21 protein-coding genes are annotated in these 21,903 nt (G+C 46.9%); 10 read left to right on the top strand and 11 right to left on the bottom strand.

Features of this window, described 5'->3' with window-relative positions; all coding sequences use genetic code 11:
- Positions 1-86 precede the first annotated feature (86 nt).
- Genes ACHZBG_RS05505 through fabV form a run of 6 tightly spaced genes read left to right on the top strand, consistent with a single transcriptional unit; the run spans position 87 to position 5,690 of the window.
- Complete coding sequence (locus tag ACHZBG_RS05505; RefSeq protein WP_320128446.1) at positions 87-1,037, top strand: beta-ketoacyl-ACP synthase III; 951 nt, start codon at positions 87-89, stop codon at positions 1,035-1,037.
- Positions 1,031-2,005, top strand: coding sequence for an ACP S-malonyltransferase (locus tag ACHZBG_RS05510; RefSeq protein WP_320128447.1), 975 nt, complete (start codon positions 1,031-1,033; stop codon positions 2,003-2,005). Before ACHZBG_RS05505 ends, ACHZBG_RS05510 begins: the two co-directional genes overlap by 7 nt.
- Positions 1,995-2,744 (top strand): 3-oxoacyl-[acyl-carrier-protein] reductase, encoded by a 750-nt coding sequence (gene fabG, locus ACHZBG_RS05515; RefSeq protein WP_320128448.1) that lies wholly within the window; start codon positions 1,995-1,997, stop codon positions 2,742-2,744. The genes ACHZBG_RS05510 and fabG overlap by 11 nt, the downstream gene beginning before the upstream one ends.
- Positions 2,745-2,761: 17 nt before the next feature.
- Positions 2,762-4,027 carry a beta-ketoacyl-ACP synthase II gene (gene fabF, locus ACHZBG_RS05520; protein WP_320128449.1) on the top strand — a complete coding sequence of 422 codons (1,266 nt, stop codon included), beginning with the start codon at positions 2,762-2,764 and terminating at the stop codon, positions 4,025-4,027.
- Entirely contained in the window at positions 4,024-4,482 is a 459-nt protein-coding gene (gene fabZ, locus ACHZBG_RS05525; RefSeq protein WP_320128450.1) for a 3-hydroxyacyl-ACP dehydratase FabZ, read from the top strand. Before fabF ends, fabZ begins: the two co-directional genes overlap by 4 nt.
- Positions 4,479-5,690, top strand: coding sequence for an enoyl-ACP reductase FabV (fabV, locus tag ACHZBG_RS05530; protein WP_320128451.1), 1,212 nt, complete (start codon positions 4,479-4,481; stop codon positions 5,688-5,690). The genes fabZ and fabV overlap by 4 nt, the downstream gene beginning before the upstream one ends.
- 133 nt (positions 5,691-5,823) lie before the next feature.
- Here fabV and ACHZBG_RS05535 read toward each other — a convergent pair whose 3' ends face one another.
- The 3 genes from ACHZBG_RS05535 to ACHZBG_RS05545 all read right to left on the bottom strand — a co-directional run bounded on the left by ACHZBG_RS05535 (position 5,824) and on the right by ACHZBG_RS05545 (position 9,472).
- Positions 5,824-7,173: a GGDEF domain-containing protein gene (locus ACHZBG_RS05535; RefSeq protein ID WP_320128452.1), complete on the bottom strand. Its 1,350-nt coding sequence runs from the start codon at positions 7,171-7,173 to the stop codon at positions 5,824-5,826.
- A gap of 195 nt (positions 7,174-7,368) precedes the next feature.
- Positions 7,369-8,481, bottom strand: coding sequence for a radical SAM/SPASM domain-containing protein (locus ACHZBG_RS05540; protein ID WP_320128453.1), 1,113 nt, complete (start codon positions 8,479-8,481; stop codon positions 7,369-7,371).
- A 58-nt stretch (positions 8,482-8,539) separates the two neighbouring features.
- Entirely contained in the window at positions 8,540-9,472 is a 933-nt protein-coding gene (locus ACHZBG_RS05545) for a PocR ligand-binding domain-containing protein (RefSeq protein ID WP_320128454.1), read from the bottom strand.
- A gap of 104 nt (positions 9,473-9,576) precedes the next feature.
- Here ACHZBG_RS05545 and ACHZBG_RS05550 point away from each other — a divergent pair, with 104 nt between their 5' ends.
- On the top strand, positions 9,577-10,689 hold the full coding sequence (locus tag ACHZBG_RS05550) for an aminoglycoside phosphotransferase family protein (RefSeq protein ID WP_320128455.1): 1,113 nt from the start codon (positions 9,577-9,579) through the stop codon (positions 10,687-10,689).
- A 37-nt stretch (positions 10,690-10,726) separates the two neighbouring features.
- Here ACHZBG_RS05550 and ACHZBG_RS05555 read toward each other — a convergent pair whose 3' ends face one another.
- Both ACHZBG_RS05555 and ACHZBG_RS05560 read right to left on the bottom strand, forming a co-directional pair.
- Positions 10,727-11,917, bottom strand: coding sequence for an AGE family epimerase/isomerase (locus ACHZBG_RS05555; protein ID WP_320128456.1), 1,191 nt, complete (start codon positions 11,915-11,917; stop codon positions 10,727-10,729).
- A 583-nt stretch (positions 11,918-12,500) separates the two neighbouring features.
- Positions 12,501-13,676 (bottom strand): YgeY family selenium metabolism-linked hydrolase, encoded by a 1,176-nt coding sequence (locus ACHZBG_RS05560; RefSeq protein WP_320128457.1) that lies wholly within the window; start codon positions 13,674-13,676, stop codon positions 12,501-12,503.
- 187 nt (positions 13,677-13,863) lie between these two features.
- On the opposite strand from ACHZBG_RS05560, the gene ACHZBG_RS05565 reads away from it, so the two are divergent.
- Entirely contained in the window at positions 13,864-15,252 is a 1,389-nt protein-coding gene (locus ACHZBG_RS05565; protein WP_320127752.1) for an IS3 family transposase, read from the top strand.
- A gap of 69 nt (positions 15,253-15,321) precedes the next feature.
- On the opposite strand, the gene ACHZBG_RS05570 is transcribed toward ACHZBG_RS05565, so the two are convergent.
- Together ACHZBG_RS05570 and ACHZBG_RS05575 are read right to left on the bottom strand one after the other, a co-directional pair.
- Complete coding sequence (locus ACHZBG_RS05570; RefSeq protein WP_320128458.1) at positions 15,322-16,032, bottom strand: GntR family transcriptional regulator; 711 nt, start codon at positions 16,030-16,032, stop codon at positions 15,322-15,324.
- Positions 16,033-16,162: 130 nt separating this feature from the next.
- Positions 16,163-16,417, bottom strand: coding sequence for a HigA family addiction module antitoxin (locus ACHZBG_RS05575; RefSeq protein ID WP_320128459.1), 255 nt, complete (start codon positions 16,415-16,417; stop codon positions 16,163-16,165).
- Between the two features lie 188 nt (positions 16,418-16,605).
- Here ACHZBG_RS05575 and ACHZBG_RS05580 point away from each other — a divergent pair, with 188 nt between their 5' ends.
- Complete coding sequence (locus ACHZBG_RS05580; protein WP_320128460.1) at positions 16,606-16,908, top strand: helix-turn-helix domain-containing protein; 303 nt, start codon at positions 16,606-16,608, stop codon at positions 16,906-16,908.
- Positions 16,909-16,990: 82 nt separating this feature from the next.
- Entirely contained in the window at positions 16,991-17,728 is a 738-nt protein-coding gene (locus ACHZBG_RS05585; protein WP_320128461.1) for an AAC(3) family N-acetyltransferase, read from the top strand.
- Here the strand turns inward: ACHZBG_RS05585 and ACHZBG_RS05590 are convergent.
- From ACHZBG_RS05590 to ACHZBG_RS05605, 4 genes are all read right to left on the bottom strand, one after another.
- Positions 17,717-18,733 (bottom strand): LacI family DNA-binding transcriptional regulator, encoded by a 1,017-nt coding sequence (locus tag ACHZBG_RS05590; protein WP_320128462.1) that lies wholly within the window; start codon positions 18,731-18,733, stop codon positions 17,717-17,719. The genes ACHZBG_RS05585 and ACHZBG_RS05590 overlap by 12 nt on opposite strands.
- Complete coding sequence (locus ACHZBG_RS05595) at positions 18,730-20,082, bottom strand: FAD-dependent oxidoreductase (RefSeq protein WP_320128463.1); 1,353 nt, start codon at positions 20,080-20,082, stop codon at positions 18,730-18,732. Before ACHZBG_RS05595 ends, ACHZBG_RS05590 begins: the two co-directional genes overlap by 4 nt.
- An 86-nt stretch (positions 20,083-20,168) precedes the next feature.
- The gene (locus ACHZBG_RS05600; RefSeq protein ID WP_320128464.1) at positions 20,169-21,002 is read right to left on the bottom strand and encodes a carbohydrate ABC transporter permease; all 834 of its coding nucleotides are present in this window, start codon (positions 21,000-21,002) and stop codon (positions 20,169-20,171) included.
- Positions 20,992-21,903, bottom strand: coding sequence for a sugar ABC transporter permease (locus tag ACHZBG_RS05605; RefSeq protein ID WP_320128465.1), 912 nt, complete (start codon positions 21,901-21,903; stop codon positions 20,992-20,994). The genes ACHZBG_RS05600 and ACHZBG_RS05605 overlap by 11 nt, the downstream gene beginning before the upstream one ends.

Consider the following 21,903-nt stretch of genomic DNA (forward strand, 5'->3'; position numbering starts at 1 on the left):
ATCATATTTTGTAATAATTGTAGTATAGCTTTTACTTCCCCTTCTCCCTATTATAATGGAAGAATCAATAAATGAGGAGACACTTAGTGGAAACATTGGAGTGCATACATATAACAGCGGTAGGCGCCTATGCCCCGCAGTTGATCCTTACAAACGAGGAATTGGCCACCAAGGTCGACACCAGTGATGAATGGATTCGATCCCATACGGGAATTGGCAAGAGGCATATAGCAAGAAAAGAAGAGACCAGTTCCGATATGGCAGTCCAGGCCGTACGGGATCTGACAGCAAAATTTGATGTCGACCTTTTGCAGATAGATGGCATCATCGTGGCCACGGCCACTCCTGATTTCTTGGGTTTTCCTTCCACCGCTTGTCTGGTCCAGCAAAAGCTTGGCCTGCAAACTTTCCCTGCCTTTGATGTCAGTGCAGGTTGCACCGGCTTCATCTTTGCCTTGGAGACTGCCAGGGGAATGATCGCAACAGGAACCATGAGCAAGGTCCTGGTCATAGGAACAGAAAAACTTTCTTCGATTGTTGACTGGGAAGACAGGAATACCTGTGTCTTGTTTGGTGACGGAGCCGGTTGCGTCTTGCTTGAACGAACCCAAGAAAAAGGAGGAATCCTTGACTGTACGCTCGGATCCCAAGGAAGCGGATCAGCTGCCCTGGCCGTTACCGGAGAGAAAAATGCAATTTGCATGGATGGCAGAGCTGTCTATGCCTTTGCCGTGCAATCCATCGGGGAGACCATCAAGAAGCTGCTTGCAGACAATAACCTGACCATCGAGGAAATTACCTGGATCGTGCCCCATCAGGCAAACGAGAGAATCATCTCGGCCTGTGCCAAGCGATTCTCCCTTCCCCAGGAAAAATTTTTCCTCAATATCGAAGCCTATGCCAATACTTCGGCAGCCTCAATCCCCATTGCCCTTTCTGAGATGGTGGAAAAAGACCTTATACAGCCAGGGAATATGATCATCCTCATTGGCTTTGGTGCCGGCCTTACCTATGGAGGAACACTACTGACATGGTAAACCTTATTGCATTGTATCCGGGACAAGGTTCCCAGTTTCCGAAAATGACTCTTGATCTGTATGCTGCCTCACAAAAAGTGCGGGATCTCTTTGGTCTGGCCTCAGAGGTTTGCAAGAAAGATTTCTTTGCCATCCTCGAGCAGGGAACTGCCGAGGAGTTGCAGGATACCAGACTTACCCAACTGGTGGTCACCTTGGCCAACAGAGCTGCCTACATCCGTTTGCAAGAACTGGGCATGCAGATGATTTGCCATGCAGGTTTCAGTCTGGGAGAACTTTCTTCCTATGCCGGAGGAGGAATTCTTGACGACGAGACACTCTTCAAGATTGTGCAGAGAAGAGGCATTTTGATGGCCGATTCTGCAAGGGAAGCTGAGCTAAAGCATGGTAAACTTGGCATGGCGGCTGTCATCGGTCTCAGTTTTCAAGAGGTCGAGTCACTTCTGGAAGCAGAAAAACTTGAAGGACTCTACTGTGCCAACGACAATGGGCCAGCACAAGTGGTACTGGCAGGAAAGGAAAACCTGATTACCCAAGCCAAACAACTATTGCTGGATAAGGGAGCGAAAAAGGTAATACCTTTGAGAGTCTCAGGACCTTTCCATACACCTTTCATGGAGGAAGCAACTGTGGAGTTCTCCACCTTTTTATCGAATTGCAAGTTCAGCGATCCTCAACAGGCTGTCATCTCTTCGGTACATGGAGACTTCGTACATTCCAAGGAAGAAGCTCTTGCACTTTTGGCCAGGCAGCTTGCCTCGCCTCTCAGATGGACAGCAACCATGCAACGAATAGAGACTTTTGCCAGGACCCAGGATTCCGTGGTCTTGGGAGAACTCGGGGCAAAGGGTGTACTCTCGGGACTTTGGAAATCAAGTGGCTCTTTTCTCCCTTGCAGTACATTGGGAACAGAAGAGGCAATCAAACTGGCAACTCAGGAATATAAGGAAAATGATAATGGATACTAAAAATGGAAATCGCCATGCGTTGGTCACCGGAGGCTCCAGGGGCATCGGAATGGCTATCGTGGAGGCCTTGCTAAAAGATGACTGTGATGTCTGGTACCTTTCCCGCAGCCAGGGGGAGACGTTGGAGAAACTGACTCCCCTTGCTAAATCACTTCAGAGGCAGCTATCTTGGATAGCCTGCGATATGGGAAACAGGGAATCAGTGGAAGAAGCCTTGGATGCAGTAATACAGCAAGCAGGGACAGTGGAAATTCTGGTAAACAATGCCGGCATTACCAAGGACGGGTTGCTCATGCGCATGAAGGATGAAGCCTGGGACGATGTCCTTTCGGTAAATCTTACCGCATCATTCTTGACTTGCCGGAAAATCGGACGTCTCATGGCCTCAAAGAGACAAGGAACAATCATAAACACCTCTTCGGTGGTCGGCATCATGGGCAACGGGGGACAAACCAACTATGCGGCTTCAAAAGCCGGATTGATCGGTTTTTCCAAGAGCCTTGCCAAGGAATTGTCAGGTAGGGGCATCAGGGTGAATGTAGTTGCCCCGGGCTTCATCGAAACAGCCATGACCGAGGCCCTGCCCGATAGCTTGAAGGATACCATCAAGACCCAGATTCCCCTCGGGAGAATAGGGTCTGCACAGGAAGTAGCCGAGGTTGTCGTGTTCCTCGCCTCTGATAAGGCATCCTACATCACGGGCCAGGTTTTGTCCGTCGATGGTGGGATGGCAATGTAATGAAGGGAGAAAAGAGTATGGAAAACACAAGAAGGGTCGTCGTAACCGGAATGGGTACGGTCAATCCATTGGGAAAACGAATCGAGGAATTCTGGTTGAATATACGCAATGGTGTATCGGGAGTCGGACCGCTTACCAAATTCGACAACAGTGAATATCCGGCAAAGATTGCCGGGGAAGTCAGGGATTTCGATCCTTCCGATCTGCTTGACCGCAAGGAAACCAGAAGCATGGCCGACTTCACTAAATTTGCCGTCTATGCCGCCGTACAGGCAATGGAACAAGCAAACCTGACAAAGGGAAGCTATGATCCAGATCGGGTCGGAGTATATCTGGGCAATGGCATCGGTGGTTTTGAAGTCGTGGAAGAAAACCTATATAAATTATTTGAACGTGGTCCCCATGCAGTTGCCCCGCTCACCATTCCCAAATTGATATCCAATGAGGCCGCCGGCAATATTGCGATCCATTTTGGCTTTCAGGGACCTTGCCACACCATAGCCACCGCATGCGCCTCGGGAACCGATGCTATAGGAGATGCCTTCAACTCTGTCAGGTTCGGCCTCACCGATGTTGCCCTGGGAGGCGGCACGGAAGCCGCAATATCCAAATTATCAGTTGCGGGATTCTGCAGGCTCCAGGCACTCTCCACCCAGTACAACGACACTCCACAAAAAGCTTGTCGCCCATTCGACAAGAACCGGGATGGTTTCATTATTGGAGAAGGCGCAGGAATTCTGGTCCTTGAATCCTTGGAACATGCTCAAAAACGCGGAGCGACCATCCTGGGCGAAATAGTCGGGTATGGTTCGACTTGTGATGCCTACCATCTCACATCCCCGGAACCCAATGGAGACGGCGCGGCAAAGGCAATGCGCAATGCCCTGGGCATGGGAGGCGTGGACCTGAACGAAGTTGACTATATCAATGCCCATGGGACCTCCACGGCTGCCAACGATTCCATGGAAACCAAGGCTATCAAGCAAGTATTCGGTAATCATGCCTATCAGTTGAAAGTATCCTCGACAAAATCGATGACTTCCCATCTAATTGCGGCGGCCGGAGCCGTCGAGGCAATTATCTGTTTGCTTGCCATACGGGATCAATATTATCCTTGTACTATAAATCAGGAAACTCCCGATCCTGAATGTGATCTCGACTATGTACCCAACCAAGGAAGATCAGGAACCATTCGCTATGCCCTGAGCAACTCCTTTGGTTTTGGTGGCCACAACGGAGTCCTGGTGTTTACCGGTTACCAGGAAAAAGGAGATGCCAGATGAGCAATGATTTTGAAACTCCCCAGGAATTGCTTCCCCACAGGAGTCCGTTCTTGTTTCTTGATGAAATAGTAGAGTGCGACAAGGACCATACAGTCGCCTCACGCTTATTTGATGAGAAGGATTTTTTCTTCAAGGGACATTTTCCCGACTATCCGGTCGTACCCGGGGTAATCTTGGTAGAGACCATGGCCCAGTGCGGTGGCGCAGGTTTGGTTCAGGCAGGAATATTACCCCATGGGGCCTTCTTTGTCCTGGGAACAATTGAAAAAGCAAAATTCAGGAATCAGGTTCGTCCCGGGGACACGGTTCTCATTGAGGTACAGAACATGAGGGTATCGCAAATCATGCTCAGGCAAAGCGGGATCATTACCGTCAATGGCCTGAAGGCAGCGGAAGCGACCTGGATGTGTATCGTAGGCAAGGGAAAAGAAACAGAGCAAGGAAGTTTGTCGTGAAAATTACCAAGAAAGTATTGAGGAACGTTTCGCTGACAGCCCATCCCCAAGGGTGTGCCCAGTATGTTTCCAACCAGATAGAATGGGTACAAGCCCATGCCCAGGTGTCAGACGATTCCCGGTATCCGGCAAGCAAGAATCTTGTCTTGCCCAAGCGAGTCCTGATTCTTGGCGGCTCCACTGGGTATGGATTGTCTTCCAGAATTGTGAGTGCCTTCGCCGCCCAGGCCGATACCATAAACGTCTCCTTTGAGCGCGAGCCCTCCGAAACCAGGACAGCGACCCCCGGTTGGTATAACACAATGGCATTCGAGAGAGAGGCAAGAAAAGCTGGACACAAGGCAGAATCAATCTTTGGAGATGCCTTTAGCGACGAAACCAAGCAAGCAACGGCTGAGCTGATAAAAAGCCTGTTAGGACAGGTCGACCTGGTCATCTATAGCCTGGCCTCTCCCCTTCGTACCGATCCCAAGACAGGATTGACCTATCGTTCAGTGCTCAAGCCCATCGGAAAACCCTTTTCCGCCCTTTCGGTGGATTTGGATTGTGATGTCGTAAAGACAGCAACCATCGAACCTGCACAAGGAACCCAGGTAGAAGACACGATCAAGGTGATGGGTGGTGAGGACTGGTCTCTCTGGATCGATTTCCTTTTGCAGGAAAAGCTCCTAGCAGAGGGAGCCATGGTTATTTCCTACTCGTATATAGGACCGAAGGTCACCTACCCTGTCTACAGGGAAGGCACCATAGGAAAGGCAAAGGAAGATCTGGAAAAGACTGCCGCACAATTGACCAAAAAACTTGCATCGATCAAGGGACGGGCTTTTGTTTCGGTAAATAAGGCTCTCGTTACCAGGGCAAGCGCAGTAATTCCTGTCGTTCCCTTGTACATGGCCATACTGTATCAAGTCATGAAGGAAAGAGATCTCCACGAGCATTGTACCCAACAGATTTACCGGCTTTTTACCGAAAAACTCTTCAGTGGCAAGGCTATTCCTACCGATGATGAAGGCAGGATACGTGTTGATGACTGGGAGATGCAGGATGATATCCAATCAGAGGTAGAACGAAGATGGGATTTGCAGAAGGAAGGGGAACCACTCCAAGGTGCAGACCTTGAGGGAGTATACTCCGAATATGAGCAGATCCATGGATTTGGTTTTGACAATATTGACTACGACGAGGATGTAGATCCAAGAATCATCTAACCAATCTCTCTGTTATATCTTTCTTTGAAAACAGGCAATCCTTTGGGAGTTGCCTGTTTTGTATTTAAGAACCATTGAATCAAAAAAGGTCTTCCGTCAAAAAGAAGACCTTCAATGAGTATTTCATCATCCTTTACACGGAAACTCGGTTTCTCCCTGAGTTCTTTACCAGATAGAGAGACCGATCCGCTGCCTCTATCAATTCCTTTTCATACTCGGCATCGAGTTCAGGGAAGGAAGAGCCCCCGATGCTTACCGTAGCATGGATGTTCTGTTCACCATATGAAATTCTCTTTTCATCAACCATGCGTCGGATCTTTTCCCCGATATCCTGGGTATCGGAACGGGAAGCCCCGAGCAAGACCAGCATGAATTCATCTCCCCCAAGACGGACAATAATATCACCTTCCCTCAATTGCCCTCGGGCTGTAAGCGCTATGCTTCTGAGCACACGATCTCCCACAGAATGCCCATAGGCGTCGTTGATCTGCTTGAAATTATCAATATCCATCATCAAAAGTCCCATCGAGATATTTTGCTTGACAGTCCTTATGAATTCCTCATGGAGTCTGGCAACACCAAAACGGCGGTTATAGACTCCGGTAAGAGGATCTACCGCAGCAAGGCGTTGTACTTGGTCATGGGCCATTGAATTATGCAAGGCCAGAGCCAGGCTCTTTCCAAACAAATCGAGATTCTCATAGCTCTCTTCTGCAAAGGTAAAAGGCGAAGCCAAGACAATAATGCCCAAACCAACTTTTTTATAAAGGATGGGCTCAACAATGATCTGTTGGGGCTGAAAGGTAGTCAAAACCCCATCCAGGGTAATGTTCTTGGGAATATCAATGATTCCCCTTCTCAAGGTTTGCAAGGTGTCAAGCACGAGGGGGTTGGCTCCCAGGGAATCGGCATTGGTCAGACCTACGGAACAATGCACGTTCAGTTCCCCTTCTTCTTCAACCAAAATAGCTCCGGCAGGAGCTTTTACCATATCCAGAAGTGTTACCAAGGCATCACGGCAAAGCTCATCGGTCTCAAGATGGCTGGTAAGCATCTGCGTATAGGTCCGTATATTTATTTCGGTCTGCATTGATTTTGCAAGCGTATCCACTAGATTGTTGAAAGCCTTGGAACTCTCTCCGATAGCATCCTCGGAATCCACGGGAATATGACATTTCAGGGGAGAACAATCAAAGGTCTCACTCTTGCCGGAAATATCTTTCAAATGTTTCTCAATATCCAGCATATGATTGGAGAGATCTGAAAGGCGAGAACCTACAACCCGTTTGGCAAGGATTATGTTAACAAAGCCAACAAACAAACCAGCAATCATGCAGACTAAAAAAAACCACCAAGAAAAGGTGATTTCCCTAGGAATACCCAAGAAGAACATGAAGAACGGGAAGACCAATCCTACTATCAGGCCAAAGCCCATCATCCAGATGGCAAGATCGGAAAACACCTTTTTTGTAAGTCTAATCATTTTCTTATGCAATACCTCATGCAGACCCTAGGATAGATATTTTCTTATGTCAAGAGGAACTGAAACCATATTGAAAAAGTAATGAAATTATTGAAACAAAGCCCTTTTTATTGCAAAATTCCCACTCATTGCAATAATTTCATTTCTCTGTCATAAGTCAGGATTTACTGATTTAAAACTATAAAGAAAACGGTTTCAGTATTTGAGATTTATCGTTATCTGTTCCAATCGTTCTATGGCATATGGAAAAAATTGCTTCATTGAGCCGCAATATCGATAGGTTTCTCCCGTACGATAGCGTTTGCACCCTCCCCTGCACAGGCTTTTCCACTGACACTTGTTACATGCAAGACTTTTGTTAGGTGAGGACTCAATGAATTGCAGTTCTTTCCTCTTGGCATCGAGCTCGGCAATCGAGGAGGAAAGGATATTGCCTAAAAGGTAGTCATCGGAACAATAAAAATCACAGGGGTAGATACTCCCGTCGCTTTCGGCTACATACTGAACCGAGCAGATGCCCGCCATATCACAACTTTCTGGTGGATATCCCACAAGCATGGAAACAAGGTTGTCAAAAAACCGTACCGACACCCCTTTCCCGTTTGCAAGATTGTCATACCATAGGTCGAAGAGTTGCATCAGAAACTTTGCATAGGAATCGGAGGAAAGGGAAAAAGAAGTTCCCCCCGGCTCCTCACCGAAAGGATCCATGCAGGGGATATATTGAAGGAAAGACAAGCCTTTGCCAGCAAGATAGTTCCACATGGGCTTCACATTATCGGCCATCGCAGGAGTTACGACTGAAAGGATATTGAAGTCAACCTCCTGTTCTTTTAAAAATGCGATGGCCTCCAGCACCCTTTGGGAACTCCCGTTTCCTTGAAGGTCCTTACGAAATATATCGTTCAGCCGAGCATTGCCGTCAAAGGAAACTCCCACGAGAAACTTGTTTTCCTTGAAAAATTGCGCCCAGGAAAGATCCAGGGTAAGCGCATTCGTCTGGAAAGCATAGTGCACTTCCCTGTGGTAGGTTTTATTCAGTTTATTGACGGTTTCTACAAACCTTTGGAAAAAAGGAAGCCCGATCAGTGAAGGTTCTCCACCTTGGAACATGAACGAACAGTGCTCAACCTCGCCCAGACATTTTTCTATAAGCGATACCATAACCTCATCGGCCATAAACCCATGGAAAGGAATATCGCGTTTGGAGGCCAAGTCCTGGTAAAAGCAATAAGAACAAGCTAAATTGCAAGCAGAGGAAGAAGGCTTTATCATCATTACCAATTGTTTCCGTCTAGTCCTGTTCATGATGTACCTCTCTCTTCAAATTGTTACTCTATTACCATAGCAAAAAACAGGAGTTAACTCAAATGCCAGACTTCTGATAAGCAAGACAAACAACACCGACCCCACACTTTCTCAGCCAAGGACCAATAGATCTCCGTTGAGTTCCTTGCTGTGAAGGGTCTTGATATATTGCGAAGGGGGTACAGCTCCTGAACTTCCGGTAAACCCGGGAAAAATAGAGTTGATCGGGAAACCCAACCTGAAGGCAAGCCTCATTTATCTGCAGCAAGGGATTCTTGCTCAAAAGGCTTTCGAAGCGCTGTATCTTCCTTACGGTTGCCAAATGCTTGAACGAAACCTTGAACTTTTGCTTGATCGCATGGGATACTGCAGATTCACTTCGCCCGACAGCCTGGGCTACAGTGGCAAGGTTGCTCGGTTCCTGCATATGGTCGTCCAGATACTGGATGACCTTTTCCACCAGTTGCGGTTGCCAGAGTTTGACATAGGAAGAGGAAGAGACAAAATTGATGAGCATGGAAAAGAGGTGAAGCATCCTTGAAAGCGTCTCCTCCTCAAAATAGGGCCGGGCCAGGAAAGCCTCTCGAAAGGTTACGGGATCGAGGCCTGCCTCACTCCACTGTTGAAGCAACTGGGCAGGGACATGCTCGAGGGTCCTGAACTGCCCGAGCATGGCAAATCCGATAGTCCTACCATCCCGTTCAATTGGCATGACAGCCTCATTAAGTCCCCCATGGCAACGGTAGAGTGTAAGCTTGCCCAAACGCTTGCAACGCTCACACATCAGTTTGTCCTGGGCAAGACACCGAGATCTATAATGCATGCCCTTTTGCAGAAGCGTACAATAATCGGACGACTTTACAAAAACTCCGACCAGCCATTCCTCGACCAAGGGAGAATAGAGAGTAATCTTTACCCCAAAGCAATAGGAGAAACTGTCAATCAGTTGCTTAACCTCAGGATCAAAAAATATCTGTTGTGTTTCCTGCATAGAAGAAGTATCGCATAAACTGCAGATTTGTCCATATCAATTCCTTTTTTTACCCTATACACCCATAGTCTTCCCCCGTACGCTTCAAAGAGAAAGGAATCTGCATGGAAGCTAATAAAGAAGTATTGGAAATCATCGGACAATTTGCCATAGAAGGAAAGCTCCTTGGAATCAAGAGCAACACCGAAGGGCATATCAATAGTACGTTTATATCGACCTTTCAAGAAGGAACAAGCCTAAGAAAATATACCCACCAATTGGTCAATGGCGTGGTATTTCCACACCCAGAACAGGTAATGGAGAATATTCAGGCTATAACAGGTCATATCCAATTGAAATTACGACAGCAGGGAGCTGATCAGATCGACAAGCGCTGTCTGCAACTCATTCCCACCAAGACAGGGAATTTTTTCACGAAAGACAGTGAGGGAAGGCTTTGGAGAACCTATCGATATATCGATGGAGTCAAGACTTTCAGTGTCCTCTCTGATGCAATGGATGCTTATCTGCTGGGAGGGGCCATTGGAACCTTCGCCTTACAGCTCTCGGATTTCGATGGCAGAAAACTCCATGTCACAATTCCGGATTTCCATGACATGCATGTACGGTACGAACAACTCGATGCAGCAATCGAGAGAGACAATGCAAAAAGACTGGCTTCTGTGCTGGATGAAATAGGATTCCTCAGGGAAAACAGAAGCCGTGGCATGCTGCTCATCGATGAGCTGAAAAACGGGAAACTTCCCCTCAGGGTAACCCACAACGATACAAAGATGAACAATGTCCTGTTCAGCGAACAGAACGGGGAGGCTCTCTGTGTCATCGACCTCGATACGGTCATGAGCGGAACCTGCCTGTTTGACACTGGGGACATGATCAGAACAGGAACCTGTACGGCAAAGGAAGACGAGACCAACCTTTCCAAGGTCCATTTCAATCTCTCCCTGTTCCAGTCGTTGGTGCAGGGATATTACGAAAAGGCAAAAACTTTCCTCACTCCCGCTGAAACAAATTTGATAGCGGAATCAGGGAGAAACATTACCCAGATAATGGCTGTCCGCTTTCTGACGGATTATCTCAACGGGGACATCTATTATCACATTGACAGGCCAAGCCACAACCTCGACCGAACCCGGACCCAGATTGCCTTGATAAAAGACATGGACAGACAATGGGAGGATGTGCAAAAGAGTCTACATCGTATAGTTTCTCCCTGACAATTTGCTAAAAGAATTTTCCTTCCGACTGTTTTCCCTATCTTTCCAATTCTCCCAACATCTGTGAGCAGACCATATACATTCGGGGAATATGGAAAGGTCCCTTGTACATATTGCCCTTCAAAGGTGTAGCGAGCGTACCATCCCTGTGAAGATAGCCATACCACTCACCTTCTTCATTATCAAGGAAATGATTCTTCACATACGTATCAACCAATTTGAAATTTTCCAGATACGTCTCATTCCCGGTAAGGGAATAAGCCATGAGATTTGCGATGCTCGCCTCACATTGTGGCCACCAGAATTTCATGTCCTGCCAGTATTCCGAGCCACTCTTGCCAAGGACATCACGGAAATAGATAATTCCGCCATATTCCTTGTCCCAACCTATTTCCCACATCCAATCGAGCATCGTGGTCCCGAGTTTGATGAGAGCTGCATCATTGTTCCTGTACTTTGCCTCGCGCATAATGAACCAGGACCCTTCTATGGCATGCCCGGGATTCAACATCCTTCCCTCGATATGATCCAGTTGCAACGTCCCGTCAGGAGCGCACTGCTCTACGACCAGTTTCCTTTCAGGTCGCACGAAATAGGTTGTGATTTCCTTGAGCAATCCATCAATGAAGGTTGTAAGTTCCTGCGCATGGTCAGGGCAAGCTTGCCGTAGTTCCTGTGCCGTGTTAAGCAGAATCATGGGAACCCCGAACCCCTTGGAGGGTGCATTTTCCTGATTGAACTTTGGAACAAGCAAACCAGGGGTTTGAAGCATCACCAGAACCCTCTTGAACAAGGTATAGGCCTTATTTGCATATTCACTCTTTCCAAATGCCTTGCCGTAGGCGGCAAACCCGAGGATGGCAAACGTTTCGCTGAAAATGTATCGCAGCCGTTTGATAACGGGCTTTCCTTCTGCAGTCACCCGAAAATACATCCGTCCATCTTCTGGATCGAAACAGTGATCCTCGATAAAGGAGACGAGGGAGTCACAAACTTGTTTATAGACTTCCCTTTTTTCCATTGTGTCATATGCCGTTGCAAAAACCCACAGGGCACGGCCCTGGAACCAAACGGATTTATCTGTTTCAAGAAGGGAACCATCACGATCGAGCCCTGTATACAGGCCTCCATTGACATGGTCGAAACCATGTTCAAGCCAAAACGGAAGCACATTATCCACAAGCATTTTTTTGTATTCATCAGACATTGAATTAAACGTTTTATCCATCAAATAATCTCCTAGGAAGAGGTTTTAATCCTCCATGAGCATACTACTTTTCTTTGATTTAATCTTTAGCTCAAACCGGTTCCGGGAACAAATAAACCATTGATCTTGAATTTCTGGATCAACATTACCTTGGTAGTCCAAAGATGTTCCCTGATCGCCTTTTTTGCAATAGCGGGGGCATCCTTGAAAATTCATTGATAAGCATCTTGCTTTCACACAGCATTACCAGACTTTCATGGAAATCATACTCCAGTTCCCAGTTTCCTTGTCCATTTACAAAAAGGGAGTCTAGCAAGGAGTTGCGAATACACCAGAGTCTCGAGACAGTGTCGACACTGAACAAAACGACTTCGGAGGCTTAGGAGACCAGGAAATAACCAGATCAATCGGAGGATCAACTTGGTTGTCAGGGGAAAAATGTAGAGGAACGCAGATTCGTAGTTCAATTTTCAAGAGATGCAAACCCGGAGTATCCCACAACCTATTTTCGATTGTAGATAACACGTGTTCCAGGATTTCTTCCTTTTAGACACCATGAAAAACAGTACGAACCTGCCATTGGAAACAATTTCAGGGACTGCCCTTATGCCAGGACTTGGGCAATGATCCCTTCAAAACCCTTGCAGGCCTTGGTAAGTTGCTCGATTTCGATGTATTCATCGATGACATGGGCAAGATCTTCCCTAGAAGGTCCGAACCCGATGGTGGGAATCCCCTTTTCTCCGCAGAAGTGGCTTCCATTCGTGCAGAAAGAAAAGTGTGAAAGAGGAGCTTCTATACCAGCTTCCTTCAAGCCCAAGAGGGCTTTCTGGACCAAGGGCTCTTCGCTATCCATCATCCAGGCAGGAAAGAACCGTTTGGCGCTGATGGTTTCTCCTGTCCAGCAGGGTTGTGAACCTTCTGCAATATAAGCCCTGGCCTTAAGAGAGGGAATGGTCAGCTTCACCTTCTCGATTGCTTCCTTGATCGGTTGCAATACACTTTCCGAGGTTTCTCCCACTACAGTCCGTCGGTCAAAGGTTACCCGACACATTCCCGGAACTACGGAAGCTCCCGGGTAGGGACTGGAAAGTATGTCGGTAAGTTCAAGGATTCCCTTTCCCAGGACAGGATGGGTAGGCGGTTCAATTTTTTTGATTTCCTGGATAAGATCTATCATATGATAGACAGCGTTGATCCCTTTTTCCGGGTTGGAGGAATGGCAGGTCTTGCCTTCGGTTTCCACCACGATTTCAGCACGGCCTCGTTGTCCGATTTTCAAGGTTGTGGTCGTGGCTTCCCCGATAACCACAAAGTCGGGATTGGCTACCTTGCTTATCTCCCTGGCCGAGATTCCCTCGAAGCACTCCTCATGGACGGTGCACGAGACATAGACGGTGCCGGCAAAATCTTTTTTGGTATCCTCGGCAAAGAAGGCGGCACCCAAGATCATTGCGGCAACGCTCCCTTTCATATCGGAGGTCCCTCTTCCATAGATTTTACCGTCGCTAATCTCTGCCCCATAGGGAGCATGTGTCCATTGTGAAAGGTCGCTGATGTCGACTGTGTCGATATGCCCATCAAGCAGTATCGATTTTCCTTTTCTGTTTCCTTCAATAGTTCCCAGGACACTTCCGTATGTATCGATCGTAACTGTATCGAAACCTTTTTCAAGCATGGTTTGCTTTACAAAGTTGGCAACTTCTTGTTCCTGCCCAGAAAGGCTTGGTCTTTGTATCAGTTCCTGGCAAAGTGTTATGACTTGTTCTGCTCTCGTCATTGCATGGCTCCCTTTGTATATGTAATATGTAATATGCAATATATTGCATATATTAAGTATAGTGTTCCCTGAGTTGTTTTTTGTCAAGAGTAACCAAGAGGTACCTGTAAAGAGAAAAAACCCCAGAAAGGAAATTCCTTTGAACTTTCCCCCGTGAATTGGAGAAATCCAAACATGGGGGATTGTTATGTCAAAGATCAGCAAAAAGACGAAACTCAAGGCCTTGAAGTTATTCAAGCAAGGATGCAAAGGCAAGGCCACCGCAAAGAGACTGGGTCTCAATCCGTCAAGCACCAGGCGGTGGTGCAAGCAATACGAAGGTGGAAACGAGAGCTGGGTGTACTGTACCTACGACCGTAGATACGAGGCCATGAACGAGCAAGTAAAGGAAGGGATTGTCCTCAAGTCGCTGTCCAAGGAAGAAACCAAATCTGGTCTTTGCCGCAAATACGCCTTGTCGATTAGTGTTCTGAATGTATGGATTCGGAACTATACTGAGTACGGGGTCTGCACGAGAAAGAAAGGCAGAAAGAGGAAAGGTGGACACAATGACGGAATTGGAACGGAAGAAGATGGAAGAGCTCGAGAAGCTCGTAAGGCAACAGCAGTCAGAGCTCAAGGGGATGCACGACGGGATTATCTTCTACAGGACGTACTTCCAAATCTGCGAGGCAGAGGAGACGGATCCGTCAAAAAAAAAGTTCTATCAGCAGTTGCTGAGGCACGGAAGCTCGGAGTCCCTGTGACCCGTTCGCTCAAGCTGGCAGGCATCTGCCCGAGCACCTACTATTACTGGGAACAACACAAGGATGATTCGGTCAACAATGATGTCTCCATAGCATCGCACATCAGGCAGATACAAGAAGAGACAAACTGGTCCTACGGGATTCCAAGGATGACGCAGGAACTGAAGGCGAGGTTCGGGTACGTGCAACTGAACCACAAGCGCGTCGAGCGGGTCATGAAGGAACATGCCCTGAACGCGAAGGTCCGCATCCGACGGTTTCCCAAGGGCTACTATCGGATACGGAAAGAAACTGCAAGGGAACTGCCACAAAACATACTGGCCAGGGACTTCTCGGCAGAGGGGCCCATGTGCAAGCTGGTGACCGACATCACGTACCTTCGTGTCGTGGGGGGCTGGTTGTTCCTGGCCGCGGTCAAGGATTTGTACGACAACGGGATCGTGAGTTATGTCATGGAGGAGCACCAGAGCCTCGCCATGGTCATCAAGGCCATCCAGCAACTGGTCGACAAGGGATTCGATCTCCATGGCGTCCTCATCCACTCGGACCGGGGATGGACCTACACGAACAGGGCCTATGTCGACTACCTTAGGGGTCTCGGTGTGGTGCAGAGCATGTCCCGCAGGGGAAACTGTTGGGACAACGCCTGCATCGAGAATTTCTTCGGCCTCATGAAGTGTGAGACCATCTACCAGAACAGAAAGAGACTGCTAACCAAGGAAGAGATGGAACAGCTGGTAAGGGAATACATCGCTTGGTACAATGACAAGCGAATACAAAAAAAACTAGGCTACCGGTCTCCGGTGCAATACCGTCAATCAGTAGCCTAGCTCTCAGAACTCTCCAACTCTATGGGGAAAGTTCACTTACCGGGGTTATTTCTGACAGAGACAGACAAACTAGGGACGGTTGAGGTTTTCTGAAGGATTTGCTTCGTCGTTCTCGTCCAAAACGTCGTTTAGACACCGCTGCATAACATAAAGCCAATGGTTTTTCATCCTTGAACCAGCCAGGTCTGCATCCTTTGCCTTGATAGCCTCCAGGATTCCCTCATGATGACCTACTGAAGTCTTTCTTAAGCGGTCAGAATGGAAATAGTGGTATTTGATACGCTGGATATGCAATATCATAGTCTGGGAGAATTCTTCCATGTATTGGTTGTCTGCACAATCCATGATAATGGCATGGAACTCACTGTCACAGAGAATTGCATTTTCTGGATCATTGTTTTTGCAAGCATCAGAAAATTGGTGGTGTACAGCCTCCAGCCTTGATAGTTGTTCTTCAGTTATGGCAGTGCAGGCCAATTCTGCGGCAAGAGCCTGGATACAGGCCAGGGGCCGATAGCAGTCACAAATATCTTTCTTGTCGACTTCGGTTACGATCGTAGTCTTTCCGGGTATCACTCTCACCAGTTTCTGGATTTCCAACATCTGGATAGCCTCTCTGACCGGAGTTCTGCTGACATTGAAATGCTTGGCCAGTTCCATATCGTTGATCTTTTCGCCGGGTAAAAGCTCACCGCTGATAATCCAGTTACAGACAGCCTGGTATATAAGATCCTTTGTCGATTGGCGTTTCATCTGATCATTTGTGCTGGGAATTGGCATTGTTTTCCATCCTGCTTAAAATATGTTCTTTCTGTATGTATTTTCGTCAAAAACAATGAATAAGACAAGGGATGGTTCAAGGAACCTTTTACACTCATTATATTCTTTTACAGCTTACCGATGATATCATCTATTCCAATTTTCGCATTTGATACCGTGCATCAAGATTCAACCAAATTTCGGCAGAGGTAGAGAAAGCCGAGGAAAGAAGTTTGGCTATCTCGGGAGTGATTTGCTGTTTGTTGTTGACAAGCTTATCGATCAATTTGTCCGAAAGACCTGTAATATCCGCCAAATTCTTCTCGTCCCAACGCAAGGCATCCAATGAATCTTGGATAATATCCCCAAGGCTTGCATTGTAAAAAGAGTGTAGTTCGTTAGTCATTGTCATCCTCCTTGCCTAGTCCAAGAAAACTATATTCTGGTACAAAACAGTGACTATTATACCATACATCAAGTGAAAAACAAAAATTTGCAAGCCATCACAAAAGACAATTCATCATGCACTTCAAAACATTTATAAGCTAATATATGATATACTAATGAATATTTCTCTCTACTGGAGCTAATATTTTGATCATTATTAAAGTACAAAATGATATTATCAAAGAAATATCAATCCGTGCAAGAACACGAAGACTGGAACTAAACCTTACACAAACAGGATTGGCCTTACGCTCAGGAGTAAGCCTTGGATCTATCAAACGTTTTGAAACAACAGGTGAAATATCCCTTTCCTCTCTCTTGGACCTTGCACTTGTCCTGGATTGCCTGGATGACTTCTCACATCTTTTCAATACAGAAGAAAAACTCCCTGAAACAATATTGGAGATGCCGAAACAAAAACCCAGACGAGAGAGAGGTCGAATAACATAAAAATCCCAAGGACCTTTTTTTAGTCACAAGTAGGTTACTTTTAATCCTTGACTCTTCAGTTCCTGTTCTGGATGATATTCCCATGTATACCAAAGATACCTTGCTTGAAAACCTGAAACAGATGAACCTGGACCCGAAAGGGACCATTCTGGTCCATGCCTCCTATAAAAGCATCGGGGACGTGGAAAACGGACCTCTTACCGTACTGGAAACCCTTATTGAATATATGAGTGAAGGCCTATTGGTTTTTCCTTCCCATACCTGGGCAACAGTAAATGAAGAGAATCCAATCTATTCAGTGACAGAAACCCCTGGTTGCATCGGAATAATTCCGGAATTGGCAAGAAAAAGAGCAGGAGGCTTTCGCTCAGCTCACCCTACTCATTCAGTTGTGGCTTTTGGAAAGGATGCAAAAAACTTTATCCAGGGTGATGAAAAATTCGACACCCCATGTGATCGTTCCTCTGCCTGGGGAAGATTGCTTGACAATGAGGCCACAATACTGTTGCTGGGAGTGGGCTTGAACCGCGACACGTTTATCCATGGAATTGAGGAGTGGCTTGATATTCCGGGAAGACTGACCGAAGAAAGAGAGAATCTTATCAGCATACTCGCTGATGGAAAGAAGGTGTCGGTACCGTCAAGAAGACATATAGGACACCCCTCGGAGAACTTTCCCAGGGTACAGGATTATCTTTTGGAAAAACACATTCTCAACGTAGGGAAATTTGGCGACGCACCAGTGCTCTATCACAATGCGAAAGAACTCTATGTAGCCTTGAAGCCCCTTTTACAAGAAAATCCAGCCCTATTTTCCTAGGACGTTTCCTGAAGTTTCACTGACAATGAGCGTAAGTGGCGTGAAACGAGGAAGAGAATCCCGGTCCTTGCCGTCAAGCATTGCCGAAAGGTACTCCACGGCCAAAGCTCCCAATTCAAAGCGCTCGTTGGTCCATCGGGTCCAGTTGGCATAGGTACCTGACCAGTCATCCTCAAGGACTGCTGTCGCAAGATCCCTGCCCAGGACAAGCCCCTGTTCCTGGCATAACACTTCGAACGGATGCAACAAAGAGAGCCTATCGAAGATGGCTACCTTGGCCTTGGCAATGGTTGCCATCTCAGTTACTGTTATCCTGTTATTTTCATCAGCCTCAATAATTTCAACCTCAAGGCCCTGCTTTTGGGCAACATCAAGAAGATACCTGCGTTTATCGCGCCTCGGTTCCCGCTCGACTGCCCGCTCTTCAACATACACAAGTTTTCCGGTACTACAGAAAGGAAGCAAATGGACCACCATTTGTGAAATTACTTCTTTATAATCGAAGGTAACCCAATGGGTGGAGGCCCCGGCCACCTCTCGTCTTCCTACGAAAACCAACGGATAATTATTCTGCACCAGCCTCACGATGTCCTGGTCATCCCGATTCACCCCGATCATGACAGCACCATCGGCAAGGGCAATACGGGAGGAAGGATTTCCCACGGTAGGTCGATTATTGAGAATCAAAAGATCATAGCCGTTCTTTTCCGCTGTTTCCTGGATTCCCAGAAAAAACCGATAGAACTCATTCTTTGCATCAACTGGAAAAATTTGTTCATAGGTAAACACTGCAATAAGGGAATTGCGGCCATTCTTCAGTTTTCGTGCTGCCATATTCGGCACATAGCCCAAACGAGTTGCACATTCAAGTATCTTTGCCTTGGTTTCCTTTCCTACCCGGATACTTTGCCCATCCTTTCCGTTAAGGACTGCAGATACCGAGGCATAGGAGACATTGGCCTCTTTTGCAACAGATTGAAGCGTAACCCGTTTATACTCACTCATCCCAGAAATGCCCCTTCTTCCAATAACCTTTTGTGCAACACGGCACTAGGTAAATATCGCACATCCACACCGTTTTGCAAAGCCAATGCCACTGCAGTTCCCGCCGCATGTCCAATGGCACCGCAGGAGGGACTGAGCCGCAAACTCGAATGAGCCTCGAATTCACTGCTGATGTTTCTTCCGGCCGCCAAGAGATTGGGGATCGTATCATTGAGCAGACACCTCAGGGGAATCGTATAATAAGCCCCATTGGGAAAGAATCGGGAATCGGTGGCAGCACCATCGGGAGAATGAATGTCCAAAGGATACCCATTTGCTGAGATTGCATCTTCAAACCGTCTCTGTAAAAACATGTCTTCGACAGTTATCTGATACATACCCTTCAATCTCCTAGAGCTGCGGATACCAATCCTTGGCCCTGTGGAAATCATCCTTGCCTGTGAAAATCCGGGAAGATGCTTTTTCATGAAAGCATACAATTCCCATACTTGGCGCCTACCTTCCACCTCTGCCTCGGAAAGAGAGAAAGGATCAACAGGATTCTTTCCATTTATCCTCGTCATGTTTACGATAACCTCGTTGGAGGCATTGGTCTCGAAACACAGGACAATGTCCCGGTCAAAGGATATCTCTCCTGTTTTGCATCCTTCTTTCATGATTTCTTCAAACCCCGAGAAGGAAAGACGGGAAGCTTGCTTCTGGAGCCCTGGCTTCTTGGACAACAACGGAAACAATTCCACCTTGCTATCCATCAAATCCCTGATTACAGCCAAATCAACATCAACTAACTTAAAATTTGCCGTCATGGGTTGGTCACGACCATCAGTCGTTCTTCCCTGCTCAAAAGGAACTTTTGCCATTGCTATCAGATCGGCATCCCCGGTGGCATCGATAAAATATTTGGCTGAAACGGGAAACAGGGTACCGCAGGAAAGGCAGGTAAGGGAAACAAGCAATCCATTTTCAACGGTGACGGAGGCAATGGAAGTATGGAACAAAACGGTTACCCCGGCTTCCTGGGTCATCAGATCCAACTCCCTCTTCATTCCCTCACTGTCGAACGGAGTCACCGTATAGGTATACCCTGTTGAATCAGGAATATGTCCGACCGATAGTCCTTTGGCTACCAAACGCTGGACCAATTCATCGGTAAGACCACGGATGACTTGTTTTTCTCCGGCATGAAAAGTCATCATGGGACCGGTGCCACTGGCGGTCAGACTCCCTCCGAGGTATCCCTCTTCTTCGATCAGCAATACGGAGGTTCCATTGCGAGCAGCACTTATAGCTGCCATGGAACCGGCTATACCGCCTCCTGCCACGATTATATCAAAGGTTTTACTATTCATTTTTATGCACACTCCCAAAAATTCTTTGTTCATATGAGAAGGATTTCTTTTAGATAAAAAGACTTTCACCTTGGTCTCGTTTTTGACTACTTCAATCCTGAGTTGACCATGGCATTTGAAATCTTTCTCTGGAAAATCAGATAGACCACCATGACTGGCATGATCGAAAGGGTCGTTGCTGCAAGTTGCAGATGCCACTGGGGAAGCCCATAGGTATCGTTGAAATTGGTCAACGATAGAGGCAAGGTGAAGTTTTTCAGGCTATTGATAAACACCAACGGTTCCAAATAGGAGTTCCAAACCCCTATAAAGGCCAAGATTGCCACCGAACTCAATACGGGAACGGCAATGGGAAACATAATCTTGATAAAAATCTTGAAGGGATTGAGCCCATCAATTCTCGCAGCTTCCTCTAGCTCGATGGGAACCGTTACATAGAACTGCCTGAGCATAAAGGCAGAGAAAGCTCCCTGGCTTCCGAAAATAGGAAGAAGCATCAAAGGAAAAAGAGTATCGAGGGCTCCCCAGTTTTTCATCTGGAAAAACAGAGGAATGATAGTTACCTCAATAGGCATCATAAGGGCAGTAAGCAACAAAATAAAGGCAAAATTACGCCCGGGAAATTTCATTCTGGCAAAAGCATAACCTGACAGTGCCGAGATGAAGACATTCCCCAAAGTACCGACCAAGGCAACTAAAAGGGTATTTGCATAATGACGGGCAAACGGCTGTACGGTAAAGATATCCCTATAGTTGGAGAAAGCCCAGGATTTTGGCAAAAACGAGGGATCCCCGAAGATTTCTGCACTAGTATTGAGAGAGTTGACCAACATCCACCAAAAGGGATAGACAAACAGCACGGTCAGGACTGCAAGCAACAGGACATACGGAAGATTTTTGGCAACGGTGTTATGCTTCATAGTAGGAAATCCTCTTGCGCATAAACCATTGCAATGCGGTCAGAAGGAGGACGACAAGGAACAGCACGACGGCAATTGCCGAGGCATATCCGGTATCGAACATCTTGAAAGCCTGATGATAGATGTAATAGACCAGAACCATGGTCGATCCTTCGGGTCCGCCATCGGTCATGAGCTTGATGGTATCGAAGACTCGCATGGAACCGATGACGGTCACAATGGTTACCATCATGACCGTAGGCATGAGAAGAGGCAATTTAATCTTGTAGAACAGCTTCCAGCCTTTGGCCCCATCGATCCTTGCTGCCTCTATTACATCATTGGGCATGTTCATGACAGCACCCATGAATATGAGTACATTCATACCCAGATTCTTCATTACCCTGGTTACGATGACGCTCGTCATTGCCCAGCCCTTTTCAAAGAGCCAGTTCGGACCGGCAATCCCTATCTGGTCCAATAACCAGTTTACAGGTCCTGCCGTTCCTCCTTGCAACAGATATTTCCAGACAATGGCCCAGGCCACCCCTGAAGTTACCACAGGAAGAAATATGATTCCCCGTACAAACAAGGCTCCGTTTTTTCCTTTACCCAGATAGAGGGCAAGTAAAAGGGAGAAGATGAGATTCAAGGGAACCACCCCGGCACTGAAGATCAAGGTATTTATCATAGACTTGGTAAACAGTGGATCCGCAAAGAGCCGAGTGAAATTTCCAAATCCAATAAACGAGCTGGTACCGAACAAGAGATTCTTGTCTTGCATTCCATACATAAATACGGAAAACAACGGGAGCAGGACAAATATGATAAATCCAGCCATCTGTGGGGTTATAAAGGCCCACCCTATCAGCGCTTCTCTTTGATGCATCGAGCGCAAGGAATTTTGTTTCTGCCGTTTCAT

It is taken from the genome of uncultured Sphaerochaeta sp. (assembly GCF_963676625.2).
Classification (GTDB): Bacteria; Spirochaetota; Spirochaetia; order Sphaerochaetales; family Sphaerochaetaceae; genus Sphaerochaeta.

Bases quoted from the DNA above. Each gene is read 5' to 3' on its own strand.
- ACHZBG_RS05510 (WP_320128447.1), top strand. From the start codon at position 1,031: ATGGTAAACCTTATTGCATTGTATCCGGGACAAGGTTCCCAGTTTCCG.
- fabG (WP_320128448.1), top strand. From the start codon at position 1,995: ATGGATACTAAAAATGGAAATCGCCATGCGTTGGTCACCGGAGGCTCC.
- fabF (WP_320128449.1), top strand. From the start codon at position 2,762: ATGGAAAACACAAGAAGGGTCGTCGTAACCGGAATGGGTACGGTCAAT.
- fabZ (WP_320128450.1), top strand. From the start codon at position 4,024: ATGAGCAATGATTTTGAAACTCCCCAGGAATTGCTTCCCCACAGGAGT.
- ACHZBG_RS05535 (WP_320128452.1), bottom strand. From the start codon at position 7,173: ATGATTAGACTTACAAAAAAGGTGTTTTCCGATCTTGCCATCTGGATG.
- ACHZBG_RS05540 (WP_320128453.1), bottom strand. From the start codon at position 8,481: ATGAACAGGACTAGACGGAAACAATTGGTAATGATGATAAAGCCTTCT.
- ACHZBG_RS05545 (WP_320128454.1), bottom strand. From the start codon at position 9,472: ATGCAGGAAACACAACAGATATTTTTTGATCCTGAGGTTAAGCAACTG.
- ACHZBG_RS05550 (WP_320128455.1), top strand. From the start codon at position 9,577: ATGGAAGCTAATAAAGAAGTATTGGAAATCATCGGACAATTTGCCATA.
- ACHZBG_RS05555 (WP_320128456.1), bottom strand. From the start codon at position 11,917: ATGGATAAAACGTTTAATTCAATGTCTGATGAATACAAAAAAATGCTT.
- ACHZBG_RS05560 (WP_320128457.1), bottom strand. From the start codon at position 13,676: ATGACGAGAGCAGAACAAGTCATAACACTTTGCCAGGAACTGATACAA.
- ACHZBG_RS05565 (WP_320127752.1), top strand. From the start codon at position 13,864: ATGTCAAAGATCAGCAAAAAGACGAAACTCAAGGCCTTGAAGTTATTC.
- ACHZBG_RS05570 (WP_320128458.1), bottom strand. From the start codon at position 16,032: ATGCCAATTCCCAGCACAAATGATCAGATGAAACGCCAATCGACAAAG.
- ACHZBG_RS05575 (WP_320128459.1), bottom strand. From the start codon at position 16,417: ATGACTAACGAACTACACTCTTTTTACAATGCAAGCCTTGGGGATATT.
- ACHZBG_RS05585 (WP_320128461.1), top strand. From the start codon at position 16,991: ATGTATACCAAAGATACCTTGCTTGAAAACCTGAAACAGATGAACCTG.
- ACHZBG_RS05590 (WP_320128462.1), bottom strand. From the start codon at position 18,733: ATGAGTGAGTATAAACGGGTTACGCTTCAATCTGTTGCAAAAGAGGCC.
- ACHZBG_RS05595 (WP_320128463.1), bottom strand. From the start codon at position 20,082: ATGAATAGTAAAACCTTTGATATAATCGTGGCAGGAGGCGGTATAGCC.
- ACHZBG_RS05600 (WP_320128464.1), bottom strand. From the start codon at position 21,002: ATGAAGCATAACACCGTTGCCAAAAATCTTCCGTATGTCCTGTTGCTT.
- ACHZBG_RS05605 (WP_320128465.1), bottom strand. From the start codon at position 21,903: ATGAAACGGCAGAAACAAAATTCCTTGCGCTCGATGCATCAAAGAGAA.